Genomic DNA, 14,802 nt, shown 5'->3' with positions numbered 1-14,802 from the left:
ACCGACGATTGTCAATGTTTTAGAAGGTGCCTGTGCCGCAGAGGTATCCTGCATTTCTTAAATCGGTGACAGGCGCGCGGCACGCATCGCACCGAGTCGCCCGGCCGGTGAAAATCGTTACAGCGCGGACTCCGAGTCGAAGCTTTTGGCAATAAAAATATTTTTACGATAACCTTGGAAGTTTCCGTTCGGCGCCCGCGAAGATGCGCCTTTTGCGAATCGTAAAATCCGATTCGCAAAATTGATCCAGCTATCGCGACCCTGTTGCCGAGCGTCGCCGGTGCGCTCAGCGCACCCATACGCAACCGCAATTTCAATGAGCAGACAGACCGTGGCGTCGGCCGATGTCTAGTCCGCGCTTCCGCGCAGCATCCTTCGGACAACTCGGGCCACGCGCCAGGCCAGCCATGCAAGGGCTCCGTCGTGCCGATGTCGACAGCATGAGCGAATGCAAACGCACGCGGAGTTGAAGCGCTGGTCGGTGATCGCCAAGGATGGTTACAGACCGAGCTTGGCCTTGAGCAGATCGTTCACCGCTTGCGGATTGGCCTTGCCGCCGGACGCCTTCATCACCTGACCGACGAACCAGCCGATCATCTGTGGCTTGGCGCGGACCTGCGCGGCCTTGTCCGGGTTGGCGGCGACGATGTCATCGACCGCCTTCTCGATCGCGCTCATGTCGGTGACCTGCTTCATGCCGCGCGCCTCGACCAGCGCCCGCGGGTCACCGCCCTCGGTCCAGACGATCTCGAACAGATCCTTGGCGATCTTGCCGGAGATGGTTCCCTCGCCGATCAAGTCGACGATCGCGGCGAGCTGGGACGCCGATACCGGCGACGCCGCGATGCCACGGCTCTCCTTGTTGAGCCGTCCAAACAGTTCGTTGATTACCCAGTTGGCGGCGAGCTTGCCGTCGCGGTGCGCATTCGCAAGCCTGGCCAGCACCGCCTCGTAGAAGTCAGCGCTCTCATGCTCGCTGACCAGCACGCCCGCGTCATACGGCGTCAGGCCGAAGTCGCCGATAAACCGGATCTTCTTCTGGTCCGGCAATTCCGGCAGATCGGCCTTCAGCGCCTCGACGAAATCTTGCGAGAATTCCAGCGGCAGCAGGTCGGGGTCCGGAAAATAGCGGTAGTCGTGCGCCTCTTCCTTGGAGCGCATCGCGCGGGTCTCGCCTTTGTCCGGATCGAACAGCCGGGTTTCCTGATCGATGCTGCCGCCGTCCTCGAGAATGCCGATCTGGCGCCGCGCCTCATGCTCGATCGCCTGACCGATGAAGCGGATGGAATTGACGTTCTTGATCTCGCAGCGGGTACCGAGAGGCGCGCCGGGCCGGCGCACCGAAACGTTGACGTCGGCGCGCAGGCTGCCCTTCTCCATGTCGCCGTCGCAGGTGCCGAGATAGCGCAGGATCGTCCGCAGTTTCGTCACGTAGGCCTTGGCCTGTTCCGACGAGCGCAGATCAGGCTTGGAGACGATTTCCATCAGCGCCACGCCGGAGCGGTTCAGATCGATCGCGCTCATGTCGGCGTGCTGGTCGTGCAGCGACTTGCCGGCGTCCTGTTCGAGGTGCAGCCGCTCGATCCCGACCGCGATGCTCGCGCCGTCGGCCAGATCGACCACGATCTCGCCCTCGCCGACGATCGGCGACTTGTACTGACTGATCTGATAGCCCTGCGGCAGGTCGGGATAGAAATAGTTCTTGCGGTCGAATACCGAGCGCAGGTTGATCGCCGCGTTCAGCCCCAGTCCGGTGCGCACCGCCTGCCGGACGCATTCCTCGTTGATGACCGGCAGCATTCCGGGCATCGCCGCATCGACCAGCGAGACGTGGCTGTTGGGGTCGCCGCCGAAGGCAGTCGAGGCGCCCGAAAACAGCTTTGCGTTGGACGTGACCTGGGCGTGGACTTCAAGCCCGATCACCATTTCCCAGTCGCCGGTGGCGCCCTTGATCAGATTCGACGGTTTGACAGGTGCGTTCATGCGCGGCTTTTACCCTGCGGATTGCGACGGGAAAACCCCGTCTTTGCGTGGGCCATCCACGCTCGCTTACATGCTGCCGGCAAACGCGCGGAACGCTGGGCTTGCCCGCAATGCGTCGCGGCCGGCGGCGATCACGTCATCCACCTGCTGCGGCGGCAGATGGAAGCGGGTCGGAACGGATTCAAGCCTGGCGGCGCGCGCGGGATCAAGTTGATCGAAGCCGATCCGCCCGACGATCAGTTTCAGATCGTGACAATTCCAACCCGGACGCGCGCCATAACGGGTGCGGTCCGCCGCCGACAGGCCGCAGCGCCAGCGGATCAGCGATGACTGCCAGTCGCTCATGGTGCGCGCGAACGCGGTGTAGCCCGCGCCGACGCTGGCATCGATCGCGGTATCCGCCGCCGCCTTGACCAGATCGACGCCGCTTGGACCTTCCACGGTGTTGATCCAGTTGCCCGCCACGCCGGTCTTGGCATCGACCACCAGAAACAGCCCGCGCCGCAGTTTGACGGCCTGCTGCGGCGACAGCGGTTCATAGGGCTTGCTCGCCGACAGCAGCGCAATGGTGAAACCGGACAAGCCGTAGTTGTCGACCAGGCCGCCGTCGAGCAGCTTGATGTAGGGGATTTCGCCGTCGTGATAGCGGCTGACCGCTTTCGCAAACGCGCTCAGCATCGGCGGCGCGTTGCGATTGTCGCGCGCCTTCACGATCCAGGCCGGCAGCGGATCGTTGCAGCGGCCCGGAAAGGTCTGGATCACCACCGGCGCAAACGCGACGGGGACCGCCGCCGACGCCGCGACCGCATTCGCCAGTGGATAGGACGCGAGGTCGCTGCACATCGCGCGGAACGCGGTCACACCGAAAACAAAGGGCGTGCGATTGTAGATGTCGGAAGCGTTGATCCACACCCGCGGGCGCGCCGTCTTCCGAAGGTCCGCGAAGGTCGCGCCTTGAAACAGATTGGCGTCGAGCCAGCGCGGCAGGCCGCGGGAGTCATTGATGCCGCCGGCAAACGCCTTGCCGAGCGTCGCGAGGTTGAGGTCGGTCTGAAGTCCCTCCTCGGCATTGCGCAGCAGGAACTTTTCCCGAAAGTCAGCCAGCGCCGCGCGCTTGCGCAGCCCGTAATATGCGGCCGTCACCGACCCTCCGGACACTCCGGAAATGAAATCGATACGGTCGATCATGGACGCGCCGCCGCCGCGCACCGGCGTCTGCGCCATTTCTTCCAGCACGCCAAAGGAAAAGGCCGCGGCCCGCGTGCCGCCGCCCGAGAACGACAGCCCGACCAGATCGTCGTCGGTAGCAGCCCGCTCATCGAAGCTCTCGTGAAGCTGGCCCGCGAGATCGGCGCTGCTGCCGGGCTGGTTGACCGGCGCATTCTGGATCGACGCGCAACCAAGCAGCACCGCGCATAATCCGATAATGGGAAATGCTGAACGTGCGTGGCGTCGCAGCGTCCGAATCGAGGTGTTCTTCACTCGCCGCCCAACAGTTCAGCGACGATCTGCTCCCACTCCGCTTCGGACGACCCTTTCGCATACGGCTTGTCGGCGCGGCGATACCAATAGGCGGCGTTGCCCATCTCGCCTTCGCGCCGATGCAGATAAGCGTGCACCCAGGAGGCGTCCGCGCCCACCACCGGCTGCACAAGGACGTGCGCCTTGTTCCAGTCGCCCTTGGCGGCCCACCACAACGCCTCAAGCGGCGCGGACACGCCCTGCGGCGGCTCCGCATTCGTCAAGCTGGCTTTGAATGCGGCCGGGGTCACCGTCACCACCAGCGCTCCGGCGAAAAGCGCCCCGCGGCCTGCTCGATCACCTCCCCGAGCGAAATCAGCGTCTCCTCGTCGAACGGACGGCCGATCAGTTGCAGTCCAAGCGGCAGCCCTTGCGCGTCCCTGCCGGCGGGCACGGCAATGCCCGGCAGGCCCGCCATGTTGGCCGTCACCGTGAAGATGTCGTTGAGATACATCTCGATCGGATCGGCACCGGCTTTCTCGCCGATGCCGAAGGCGGCGGACGGCGTCGCGGGAGTCAGGATCGCGTCGATACCCGCCGCATAGCAATCCTCGAAATCCTTCTTGATCAAGGTACGAACCTTTTGTGCACGAAGGTAATAGGCGTCGTAGTAGCCCGCGGACAAAACGTAGGTGCCGATCATGATACGACGGCGGACTTCCGCGCCAAAGCCTTTCGCACGCGTATTCTCATACATTTCGACAATGTTGCGGCCCTCGACGCGGGCGCCGTAGCGGACGCCGTCGTAGCGCGCGAGGTTGGATGACGCCTCGGCCGGCGCGACGATGTAGTAGGCGGGCAGCGCGTATTTCGTGTGCGGCAGCGACACCTCGACCAGTTCGGCGCCGGCAGCCTTCAGCCAGCCGGCACCCTGGGTCCACAGCTTCTCGATTTCCACCGGCATCCCGTCGAGCCGATACTCCTTCGGGATTCCGATCTTCATTCCCTTCACGGATTTGCCGACCGCGGCTTCATAGTCGGGCACCTCGCGATCGACCGACGTCGTATCCTTCGGGTCGTGGCCGGCCATCGAGCGCATCAGGATCGCGGCGTCGCGCACGGTGCGCGCGATCGGCCCGGCCTGATCGAGCGACGATGCAAACGCGACGATGCCCCAGCGCGAGCAGCGTCCGTAGGTCGGCTTGATGCCGACCGTGCCGGTGAAGGCTGCGGGCTGGCGGATCGAGCCGCCGGTGTCGGTCGCGGTCGCGCCAAGACACAATCCGGCCGCCACCGCCGAGGCCGATCCGCCCGATGAACCGCCGGGGACCAGCTTCGCGTCGGAGCCCTGCCGCCGCCACGGATTGACCACGGGGCCGAAGCGCGAGGTTTCGTTCGACGAGCCCATCGCGAATTCGTCATTGTTGAGCTTGCCGAGCATCACGGCGCCGTCGCGCCAGAGCTGCGACGTCACGGTGGATTCATAGGGCGGCTTGAAATCGTCGAGAATTTGCGAACACGCCGTGGTCCGCGTGCCTTCCGTCGCGAACAGGTCCTTGACGCCGAGCGGAAGGCCGTTGAGCAGCCCACCCTCGCCCTTCGCAATCCGCGCGTCGGCCGCGCGCGCCATCGCCCTCGCCTGCGCAGGCGTCTCCAGCACATAGGCGTTCAGCACACGCGCCCGCTCGATCGCCGCGAGATGCGCGTCGGTCAGTTCGAGTGCCGTGAACGATTTGCTCGCAAGACCGTCGCGGGCCTCGGACAGCGTGAGCGAAGTCAGGTCCGTCATTTATCAACCGCGCTGCAAAAAAATGGCGATAGCGTCCTGTCGTTCCGGGGATCATCGGCTCTCATTTTATCGTCCGCGCGAAGCCTGTCGAGAACCGCGTCCGTCGCCTTGTCGGGATCGGCGATCTTGCCCTGGCGCTCCATGGCGTCGAGGTAATCCATATAGGCCTGATAGGCCTTTTCATCGCCGCAGAGCAGACACATGGGCTCAAAACCTGTTATTCGACAACCTTCGGCACCAGAAAGAAATGGTCATCCGTCACCGGCGCGTTGCCGACGATCTTATCGGCGATGCCGCCGTCATTGACCACGTCGGCCCGCTTTTTCATCTCCATCGGCATCACCGATGTCATCGGCTCGACGCCATCGACGTTCACTTCCTGCAACTGCTCGACGAATGCAAGGATCGCATTCAGTTCGCCCTGCAGATGGGGAACCTCGGCGTCATCGACCGCAATGCGCGCGAGATGCGCGATACGGCGGACGGTAGCGGCATCGACAGACATATTATACAGGGCCTCGTATATAGAGCTTCGCACGCGCTTGGAACCTTGTGAGGTTTGGTACCTCACAAGGCTCCCGCCGTATAGCAGACCCGGCTTTCGCGCCGCAACAGCTCGTCATTGCGAGGAGCGAAGCGACGAAGCAATCCAGTCTTTTCGACCCCCTGGATTGCTTCGCTACGCTCGCAATGACGACTACAGCGCGCTCAGCCGTTTCAACGCGTCTCCCGCCAGCGCGCGGGTGAGGTCCGCCGCCGGCATCTCGCGGCCAAGCCGGACCGCCTGCCCAGCCCAGAGGTTGGTGAAATCGACCTTGCCCTGTTTCTCGGCAGCCGCCTTGAGCGGCGCGAAAGCGCTGGCCGCGTGCGGAAATGCCGGTGCATCCGGCGAGACCGGCCCCACTTCGCGCATCGCCCGGTTGGCGATTCCGCGCGCCGGACGCCCGGTCATGACGTTGGTGATGACGGTCGACTCGTCGCCCGCGCTGGCGAGCGCGGCACGACCCAGCACTGATACCTTCGATTCAGGACACCGCAGATAGGCAGTGCCGATCTGCACGCCGGCCGCGCCAAGCGCGAACGCGGCCGCGATGCCGCGGCCATCGGCGACACCGCCCGCCGCGATGATCGGCACGCGCACGGCATCCGCCATTTGCGGCACTAGCGCAAACAGACCCGGCTGCGCGGCGATATTGTCGGTCAGAAACATGCTGCGGTGACCGCCCGCCTCCGCGCCCTGCGCGATGATGGCATCGGCGCCGTTTTCCTCGAGCCACACCGCCTCACGCACGATGGTGGCGCAGCCGACCACGATCGCGCCGGTCGCCTTGACCCGATCGAGCAACGCCTTGTCGGGCAACCCAAAGTGGAAGCTGACCACCTCCGGCTTAAGGTCCTCGACAACGTCGCACATGGCCGCATCGAACGGGGCGCGGTTGGCGGCATTGAGCGGCGCATTCGGATCGAGGCCCAACTCTTTATAATAAGCGGCAAGCCGGGTCCGCCACCCGGCCTCACGCTGCGGATCGGCCGCGACCGCGCGATGGGCAAAGAAGTTCATGTTGATCGGCGCCCTGACCCGCTGCCGGATGATGCCGACCTGTTCGCGGGCCTTGCCGGGCGAGAGCATCGCGCACGGCAATGACCCCAAGGCACCGCCCTCGGCTGCACCGATGACCAGTTCTGCATCAATGATGCCGGCCATCGGCGCCTGAACGATGGGAAATTCGATGCCAAAGAGATCGATGAGTCTGCGGTCGGGCCACATGGTCTGCTCATTCGCTGGTGGGATTTGGCGGCGGCCTTGCGGACCGTCAGGTCCGCCTTAGCATACCGCGACGCGGGAGAGCCATGCGTTCCTCAATGATGCGGCCCCGCTTTGGCACATTTGGCGCGCGCATGTTATGCGGTGCCATGCCCGCCCTTATCCTCCCGTTGATCGAAGCCGCCGCGCACTGGCCTGAACGCGGCGCCCTCGTCGGTCTCGACCTCGGCACCAAGACCATCGGCGTCGCGGTATCCGATCCGGATCGCCGTCTCGCCACCGGCGTCGAGACGATCCAACGCAAGACCTTTACAAAAGACGCCGCGCGGCTGCTTGCCCTCGCTGCCGAACGCGGCGTCGCCAGCTTCATTCTTGGATTGCCGATCAACATGGACGGCAGCGAAGGACCGCGCGCGCAATCAACCCGTGCCTTTGCGCGCAATCTGGCAAAACTCACCGATCACGCCATCGGGCTATGGGACGAGCGGCTATCGACGGTCGCCGTCGAACGCGAGTTGATCGGAATGGATATGAGCCGCGCAAAGCGCGCCAAGGTCATCGACGAGCACGCCGCGATCTTCATTTTGCAGGGCGCACTCGACCGGCTTGCGGTGCTGCGGCGGACTGCCGGAACAGACTAAGCACGCTACCAGTGTTCGTCATCGGTGCAATGATGGCCGTTACGTCTGGTTCGCAAGCCACAGCGTCTGCAACGTCGCCGCGAGATTGTTGAGGCCGTGCAGGATCACGGTCAGCCAGATCGAGCCGCTGCGATAGCGCAGGTAGCCGAACAGCAGTCCGATCGAGAATATCTCTCCGAAAAAGAACCAGTCGTATTGCAAATGCATCGCCGTCCACACCAGCGACGACAGCACGATGGCGCCGGTCGGCCGCAGGAACGACTCCGACCACCCGCGATAAAGGAAACCGCGCGTGAGGAATTCCTCGGTGATCGGGGCCACCACGCAAAACGAGATGACCAGCAGCCACAGAGCGCCTTCGGCCCGCGCCGACTTCAGCACATCTACCATGAATCCCGCCGAGGACTCGCGTCCCATCGCAGCGGATACGCCCTCCCACCCCATGACGAGTACGACCAGAGAGACGATGCCGAGCAGCAGATGCCGCCACGAGGTCCGGCGCAGCGCGAGATAATCGGTGAACGGCACCCGCGACAGCCGGATCGCGATCCAGAGCGCGAGCAAGGCCGCCGGCAGTCCCATGACCACCGACAGCGAGATCGTCAGGCCGCCTCCGGCCAATTCCTTGACCTCGTCGAAACTGAACGGCGCGCGATCGGCGATCAGGAAATAAACGAGGACTGAAAGTTGCCCGGCAAACATCGCAGCAAATACCGCGATGCCCCACAGGCTGGTGCCGATGAATTTCCAGACCTGCGGCGGACGCGGTGAAGGAGACAGCAGCGGCGCCAAAGGGTCACTTTCAGGTATGCTCATGGCGGCACTCTGGCCGGCATTCCTTACCAAAGCGTGGGACTCACGGCAGCGCCCGTTCGAGCAGCCGCCGGCTGTCGTCGTAAGACAACTCGGCCGTGCCGTACATGCGCCCGTGCGTGCCGACGCCGAGCCGCGTCGCCGCAAACAGCGCCGCCTGATCCGGCGCGATCCGGTTGAGCGCCGCGGCCGCAGCCAGTTGCGCCAGCGTCTCCACCGCCTGCCGCGCCACGCGCTCGCCGTCGGGCCGGAGGAAGGTCCTGGCGAGAAACGCCACCGCTTCCGAAGCACCGGGCAGGCCCCTGGTGTCCGCCACGAAATCTTCGAGCACGGCCGCAGCCGCCTCGGCCTCATGTGCCAGCGCCCGCAATACGTCGAGGCACATCACGTTGCCGGAGCCTTCCCAGATTGCGTTGACCGGCGCCTCACGGTAGTGCCGCGCCAGAATGCTTTCCTCGACATAGCCGTTGCCGCCGAGGCACTCCATCGCTTCATACAAGAAGCCCGGCGCGCTCTTGCAGGTCCAGTATTTCACCGCCGGCGTCAAAAGCCGCATCCACGCCGCCGCCTTCGGGTCCGAGGGCGCTTCGTCGAAAGCGCGACACAGCCGCATCACCAGCGCCACCGACGCCTCGACATGCAGCGCCATGTCAGCCAGCACCGCCTGCATCAGCGGCTGATCGGCGAGATGCTTCTGAAATACGCTGCGGTAACGCGTGTGATGCAGCGCGTGCGCCAGCCCCGAGCGCATCAGCCCGACCGAGGCGATGGCGCAATCCTGACGCGTCAACTGCACCATCTGAATGATGGTGCGGATACCCTTGCCCTCCTCGCCAACGCGTTCGGCATAAGCGCCTGTGAATTCCACCTCGGACGAGGCGTTGGAGCGGTTGCCGAGCTTGTCCTTCAGCCGCTGGAAACGGATCTCGTTGACCGAGCCGTCGGGGCGGAAGCGCGGCATGAAGAAGCACGTCAGCCCGCCGTCGGCCTGCGCCAGCACCAGGAACGCGTCGCACATCGGCGCCGACATGAACCATTTGTGGCCGGTGATGCGATACGCGTCGCCGTCTCTCTCGGCGCGGGTCTGGTTGGCGCGCACGTCGGTGCCGCCCTGCTTCTCGGTCATGCCCATGCCGAGCGTCATGCCGCGCTTGCTCCACCATGGTGCGAACGACGGATCGTAGCTGCGGGTGGCGATCACAGGCATCGCCTTCGCCAGAACGTCCGGCTGCACGGCGAGCGCCGCCACCGACGCGCGGGTCATGGTGATGGGACAGAGATGTCCCGTCTCGACCTGCGCGGCCATATAGAATCTTGCCGCACGCACCACTTCCGCAGCCCCGCCTGCCGGTCTGCCGTCGGCGGTCCAGCTGGAATTGTGGATGCCGGCATGGGCGCTGCGCGCCATCAGTTCGTGATAGGCCGGATGAAATTCGACCTCGTCACGCCGGTTGCCTCGCGCGTCGAACAGCCGCAGCTTCGGCGGATTTTCGTTGGCGAGACGGCCGCGCGCCGCCATCGCCGCCGATCCCCAGTGGCGGCCGAATTCAGACAATTCCGAAGCCGCAGCCTTGCCGCCGTTTGCAGCCACCGCCTCCGCCAACGGAGCGTCCAGCGCGAACAGATCGACGTCCTCAAACGGCGGCGACTGGTTGAATACCTCGTGCGTCTTGAATGCAGGCTGCGTCATGAACCACCTCTTGACAGCGTCCGACTGTACGCCGGAACCGTAGCGAGATCACGCCGGCCGAACGCATTGCCGCCGCCTTGCCGGCGCATCGGAACGCTGCCCGTCTCCCGCTCCGTTTACCCTGACCCCGCTTCAGCGGGGGAAAACCCGCCTGTGCGCTGTTCGGCCTTGCTCCACGGGGAAACTCTGCCTATAGCTCTGGCTTTAATGACATCGTCAACGAAATCGAGTTTTGTCCTCGGACACCGGCACCTGCTGGGGATCGAGGGCCTTTCCGTCGCCGACATCACCGGCCTCCTCGACCTTTCCGAAGAATACGTCGAACTGAACCGCCAGGTGGACAAGAAGCGCACCTCGTTGCGCGGGCGCACCCAGATCAACCTGTTCTTCGAGGCTTCGACCCGAACCCAGTCCTCATTCGAGATCGCCGGCAAGCGGCTCGGGGCCGACGTGATGAACATGTCGGTGTCGTCAATGTCGACCCGCAAGGGCGAGACGCTGGTCGATACCGCGATGACGCTCAACGCCATGCATCCGGACATTCTTGTGATGCGCCATTCCGCCTCCGGCGCGGTGGAGCTTCTGGCGCGCAAGGTCGACGGCTCCGTCATCAATGCCGGCGACGGCACGCACGAACATCCGACCCAGGCGCTGCTCGACGCTCTGACCATCCGCCGCAACAAGGGACGGCTCGATGGACTTCTGGTCGCGATCTGCGGCGACGTGCTGCATTCGCGCGTCGCGCGCTCCAACATCATCCTGCTCAACGCCATGGGCGCGCGCGTGCGTGTGGTTGCGCCCTCCACGCTGCTGCCGCCGGGCATCGAGCGCATGGGCGTCGAGGTCGCCCGCGACATGCGTGAGGGACTGGACGGCGCCGATATCGTGATGATGCTCCGGTTGCAACGCGAACGGATGAGCGGCTCGTTCGTGCCGTCGGTTTCCGAGTATTTTCACTATTTCGGCCTCGACCAGAAAAAGCTCGCTTATGCCAAACCCGACGCGCTGGTCATGCATCCGGGACCGATGAATCGCGGCGTCGAGATCGACTCCATCGTCGCGGACGGCGCCCAGTCGCTGATCCGCGAGCAGGTGGAAATGGGAGTGGCGGTGCGGATGGCGGTGCTGGAAGCGCTGGCGAGGAACCTGCCGAATGCGTAGTGCACTAAACTTCGCGCCATTCCGGGGGCGGCCGCAGGCCGTAACCCGGAATCCAGCCGCAACGGCAATTCTCTCATCTGGATTCCGGGTTCGCTTCGCTACGCTCGCGCCCCGGAATGACGGTAGAGAGTTGCGCCCATGCTGACCGGCCCACGCCCGATCCTGCTCGCCAACGCCCGCATCGTCGATCCCGCGCGCGATCTCGACGGCCCCGGCGACGTCCTGATCGCCGACGGGGTTGTTCGCGACGCGCGGCGCGACATCGGCGCCACCGGCGTGCCCGAAGGCACCGACATCATCAACTGCGCCGGCAAGATCGTCGCGCCCGGCCTGATCGACATCCGCGCTTTCGTCGGCGAGCCGGGTGCCGGCCATCGCGAAACCTTTGCGTCCGCGAGCCGCGCCGCCGCCGCCGGCGGCATCACCACCATTGTCTGCCAGCCCGATACCTCGCCGGTGATCGACAACTCCGCGACCGTCGATTTCGTGCTGCGCCGCGCGCGGGATACCGCAATCGTCAACATTCATCCGATGGCGGCGCTGACCAAGGGCCTCGCCGGCAAGGAAATGACCGAGATCGGCCTGTTGAAGGCGGCGGGCGCGGTCGCCTTCACCGATGGCGCGCGCAGCGTGATGAACGCCCGGGTGATGCGCCGCGCCCTGACCTATGCCCGCGACTTCGATGCCCTGATCGTCCATCACACCGAAGATGCTCATCTGGTCGGCGAAGGCGTCATGAATGAAGGCGAGCTGTCCGCCCGCCTTGGACTGATGGGTATTCCGGCGGCCGCAGAGGCAATGGTGCTGGAGCGCGACATGCGGCTCGTGGCGCTGACCGGCGGCCGCTACCACGCGGCGTCGCTGACCTGTGCGGAATCGCTCGATATTCTCAAGCGTGCGCGCGACGCCGGACTCCAGGTCACCGCGTCCGCATCGATCAATCATCTGACGCTGAATGAAAACGATATCGGTCCGTACCGCACGTTTCTGAAACTGTCGCCGCCGCTGCGCAGCGAGGCCGACCGCCGCGCACTGATCGCGGCGCTGGCGTCGGGCCTGATCGATGTCGTGATGTCCGATCACAATCCGCAGGACGTGGAAACCAAGCGCCTGCCGTTCGCGGAAGCCGCGGCCGGCGCGATCGGGTTAGAGACCATGCTGACGGCGGCGCTGCGGCTCGTGCATAACGCGGAACTGGATTTCAAGACGCTGATCCGGGCGATGTCGACGCGGCCGGCGGAGTTGCTGGGTCTGCCCGGCGGATCGTTACGTCCCGGCGCGCCTGCCGATGTGATCGTGATCGATCCGGACGTGCCGTGGATCCTCGATCCCGCCGATCTCAAATCGCAATGCAAGAATACGCCGTTCGACGAATCCCGTTTCTCGGGCCGTGTCGTCCGTACCATCGTCGGCGGACGCACGGTTTTCGAACACGTCTGACGCTGCAATGGTTGCACCCGGCGAAGATATCCGAAACGAAGGATCATCCCGCCTGAGCAGGTGGATAGATGCGAACCTTCATTCTCTACCTGACATATCTGTCGTGGCGCGACGGTGCCGATTTATGGTTTAAATCTGCGGACTAACGCCCGGAGCCTGCCACGATGTCCTCTTCCGCCATTGCCGTGATTGCCTTCGCCATCGGCTATCTGTTCGGCTCCATCCCTTTCGGGATGATTTTGACGCGGATAGCCGGAACGCAGGACCTGCGCTCGATCGGTTCGGGCAATATCGGCGCAACCAACGTGCTGCGGACCGGACGCAAGGGCCTCGCCGCGGCAACGCTTGTCGGCGACATGCTGAAGGGCACCGCCGCCGTGCTGGTGGCAGGACTGTTATGGGGACCTGCGGCCGCGATAGCCGCGGCGCTCGGCGCGTTTCTCGGTCACCTCTTCCCGGTGTGGCTGAAATTCCGCGGCGGCAAGGGCGTCGCGACCTATATCGGCGTGCTGCTCGGCCTGTTCTGGCCGGCAGCGCTGGCCTTCTGCGCGATCTGGCTGCTCGTCGCGTTCACGACACGCTACTCGTCGCTGTCGGCGCTGACCGCGAGTTTCGCCACGCCGCTGCTGTTATGGTGGCTCGGACACCCGCAGCTTGCGCTGCTGTTTGCTGTGCTGACGCTGCTGTTGTGGTTCAAGCACCGCGAGAACATCCGACGGCTCTCCACCGGCAGCGAAGGCCGGATCGGCGCGAAAGCATAAGCCGCCCCGTCGGGAACAGACCGTGATGGACGTCACATTTCCAGGCCGACGGCCTTCGCGTCGGTACGCGCGTCTTGCGTGAATATGGTGACGATCCTGCATCAGAGGTTGTCCCCTGCGCCGACTTGGGCAAAGCTTCCCCTTGCATTGGGGGCAGGCGTGGATATCCGAAATCCCGATAGACGGCTAACCGACAGCCAGCGGATCGACTGGTTGCGGCTGATCCGGTCCGAAAACGTCGGGCCGCGGACCTTTCGTTCGCTTGTGAATCATTTCGGCAGCGCCGGTGAAGCGCTGGCCCGCCTGCCCGATCTGGCACGACGCGGCGGCGCTTCGCGCCCGGGCCGGCTTTGCGGCGAAGCGGAGGCCAGGGACGAGTTGGCCGCCGCCCGGCGGATCGGCGTCAGTTTGCTGGCGTCGGGCGAAACCGGTTATCCGCCACACCTCGCAACCATCGACGACGCACCGCCGATGCTCGGCGTGCGCGGCAACCTCGATGTCATGGAACGTCCGATGATTGCGATCGTCGGCTCACGCAATGCGTCCGCTGCCGGTCACAAGTTCGCGCAGACGCTGGCGCACGATCTCGGCGACGCCGGTTTCGTCATCGCGTCGGGGCTGGCACGCGGCATCGATCAGGCGGCGCATCGCGCAAGCATGGCGAGCGGCACTGTCGCGGTGCTGGCCGGCGGCCACGACCGCATCTATCCGCCCGAGCACGAGGATCTGCTCGCGGCCATATTGAAAGACGGCGGCGCGATTTCCGAAATGCCGATGGGGCATGTGCCGCGCGCCCGCGATTTCCCACGGCGCAACCGCCTGATCTCGGGCGTCGCGCTCGGCGTCGTCGTGGTCGAGGCGGCGTATCGCTCGGGCTCGCTGATCACGGCTCGCATCGCCGCCGAGCAAGGCCGCGAGGTCTTCGCCGTGCCGGGCTCGCCGCTCGACCCTCGCGCCGCAGGCACCAACGATCTCATCAAGCAGGGCGCGGCGCTGATCACCGGGGCGTCCGATGTCATCGATGCCGTGCGTCCGATCATGGGACGGCCGATCGAACTGCCCGCCGGAGAACCGGATCACGGCGGCCCGGGGACGGAAGAGCCGGACGCGAGCGACCGTTCGCGCATCGTCGGTCTGCTTGGCCCGGTGCCGACCGGGCTCGACGATCTGATCCGGTTGGCGGACGCTTCACCGGCAATCGTGCGCACGGTTCTGCTTGAGCTGGAACTAGCCGGGCGGCTGGAACGCCACGGCGGCGGGCTGGTATCGATGATCTGACGGCGGCTAACCGGATTCCA

General features: G+C 64.9%; 14 protein-coding genes. 5 read left to right on the top strand and 9 right to left on the bottom strand.

The annotated features are described in order from the left end of the window. Nucleotides 1-498: 498 nt before the first annotated feature. The 7 genes from gatB to V4R08_RS03485 all read right to left on the bottom strand — a co-directional run bounded on the left by gatB (nt 499) and on the right by V4R08_RS03485 (nt 7,001). Nucleotides 499-1,983, bottom strand: coding sequence for an Asp-tRNA(Asn)/Glu-tRNA(Gln) amidotransferase subunit GatB (gatB, locus tag V4R08_RS03515; protein ID WP_335578065.1), 1,485 nt, complete (start codon nt 1,981-1,983; stop codon nt 499-501). 66 nt (nt 1,984-2,049) lie between these two features. Beyond that, nucleotides 2,050-3,393: a patatin-like phospholipase family protein gene (locus V4R08_RS03510; RefSeq protein ID WP_442935621.1), complete on the bottom strand. Its 1,344-nt coding sequence runs from the start codon at nt 3,391-3,393 to the stop codon at nt 2,050-2,052. 68 nt (nt 3,394-3,461) lie between these two features. After that, on the bottom strand, nt 3,462-3,761 hold the full coding sequence (locus V4R08_RS03505) for a hypothetical protein (RefSeq protein WP_442935620.1): 300 nt from the start codon (nt 3,759-3,761) through the stop codon (nt 3,462-3,464). Then, nucleotides 3,758-5,233: an Asp-tRNA(Asn)/Glu-tRNA(Gln) amidotransferase subunit GatA gene (gene gatA / locus V4R08_RS03500; protein ID WP_335578064.1), complete on the bottom strand. Its 1,476-nt coding sequence runs from the start codon at nt 5,231-5,233 to the stop codon at nt 3,758-3,760. The genes V4R08_RS03505 and gatA overlap by 4 nt, the downstream gene beginning before the upstream one ends. Continuing rightward, on the bottom strand, nt 5,230-5,436 hold the full coding sequence (locus V4R08_RS03495; RefSeq protein WP_335578063.1) for a hypothetical protein: 207 nt from the start codon (nt 5,434-5,436) through the stop codon (nt 5,230-5,232). The genes gatA and V4R08_RS03495 overlap by 4 nt, the downstream gene beginning before the upstream one ends. Before the next feature lie 14 nt (nt 5,437-5,450). After that, on the bottom strand, nt 5,451-5,738 hold the full coding sequence (gene gatC, locus V4R08_RS03490) for an Asp-tRNA(Asn)/Glu-tRNA(Gln) amidotransferase subunit GatC (protein WP_335578062.1): 288 nt from the start codon (nt 5,736-5,738) through the stop codon (nt 5,451-5,453). A 192-nt stretch (nt 5,739-5,930) separates the two neighbouring features. Further along, on the bottom strand, nt 5,931-7,001 hold the full coding sequence (locus tag V4R08_RS03485; RefSeq protein WP_335578061.1) for an NAD(P)H-dependent flavin oxidoreductase: 1,071 nt from the start codon (nt 6,999-7,001) through the stop codon (nt 5,931-5,933). A gap of 146 nt (nt 7,002-7,147) precedes the next feature. On the opposite strand from V4R08_RS03485, the gene ruvX reads away from it, so the two are divergent. Next, nucleotides 7,148-7,639: a Holliday junction resolvase RuvX gene (gene ruvX / locus V4R08_RS03480; protein WP_335578060.1), complete on the top strand. Its 492-nt coding sequence runs from the start codon at nt 7,148-7,150 to the stop codon at nt 7,637-7,639. A gap of 39 nt (nt 7,640-7,678) precedes the next feature. On the opposite strand, the gene V4R08_RS03475 is transcribed toward ruvX, so the two are convergent. Together V4R08_RS03475 and V4R08_RS03470 are read right to left on the bottom strand one after the other, a co-directional pair. Continuing rightward, complete coding sequence (locus tag V4R08_RS03475; protein ID WP_335578059.1) at nt 7,679-8,455, bottom strand: CPBP family intramembrane glutamic endopeptidase; 777 nt, start codon at nt 8,453-8,455, stop codon at nt 7,679-7,681. A 40-nt stretch (nt 8,456-8,495) separates the two neighbouring features. Next, nucleotides 8,496-10,142, bottom strand: coding sequence for an acyl-CoA dehydrogenase family protein (locus V4R08_RS03470; protein WP_335578058.1), 1,647 nt, complete (start codon nt 10,140-10,142; stop codon nt 8,496-8,498). Nucleotides 10,143-10,349: 207 nt separating this feature from the next. On the opposite strand from V4R08_RS03470, the gene V4R08_RS03465 reads away from it, so the two are divergent. The 4 genes from V4R08_RS03465 to dprA all read left to right on the top strand — a co-directional run bounded on the left by V4R08_RS03465 (nt 10,350) and on the right by dprA (nt 14,782). Further along, the gene (locus V4R08_RS03465; protein WP_335578057.1) at nt 10,350-11,303 is read left to right on the top strand and encodes an aspartate carbamoyltransferase catalytic subunit; all 954 of its coding nucleotides are present in this window, start codon (nt 10,350-10,352) and stop codon (nt 11,301-11,303) included. 138 nt (nt 11,304-11,441) lie between these two features. Then, complete coding sequence (locus V4R08_RS03460) at nt 11,442-12,743, top strand: dihydroorotase (RefSeq protein ID WP_335578056.1); 1,302 nt, start codon at nt 11,442-11,444, stop codon at nt 12,741-12,743. 164 nt (nt 12,744-12,907) lie between these two features. Beyond that, nucleotides 12,908-13,504: a glycerol-3-phosphate 1-O-acyltransferase PlsY gene (plsY, locus tag V4R08_RS03455; RefSeq protein WP_335578055.1), complete on the top strand. Its 597-nt coding sequence runs from the start codon at nt 12,908-12,910 to the stop codon at nt 13,502-13,504. 159 nt (nt 13,505-13,663) lie between these two features. After that, complete coding sequence (gene dprA / locus V4R08_RS03450) at nt 13,664-14,782, top strand: DNA-processing protein DprA (protein ID WP_335578054.1); 1,119 nt, start codon at nt 13,664-13,666, stop codon at nt 14,780-14,782. Nucleotides 14,783-14,802: the final 20 nt, after the last annotated feature.

The sequence above is a fragment of the Nitrobacter sp. NHB1 genome, from assembly GCF_036964665.1.
Classification (GTDB): domain Bacteria; phylum Pseudomonadota; class Alphaproteobacteria; order Rhizobiales; family Xanthobacteraceae; genus Nitrobacter.
The sequence above is the reverse complement of the archived record's forward strand: the minus strand, read 5'-3'. Positions and strand labels throughout refer to the sequence as shown.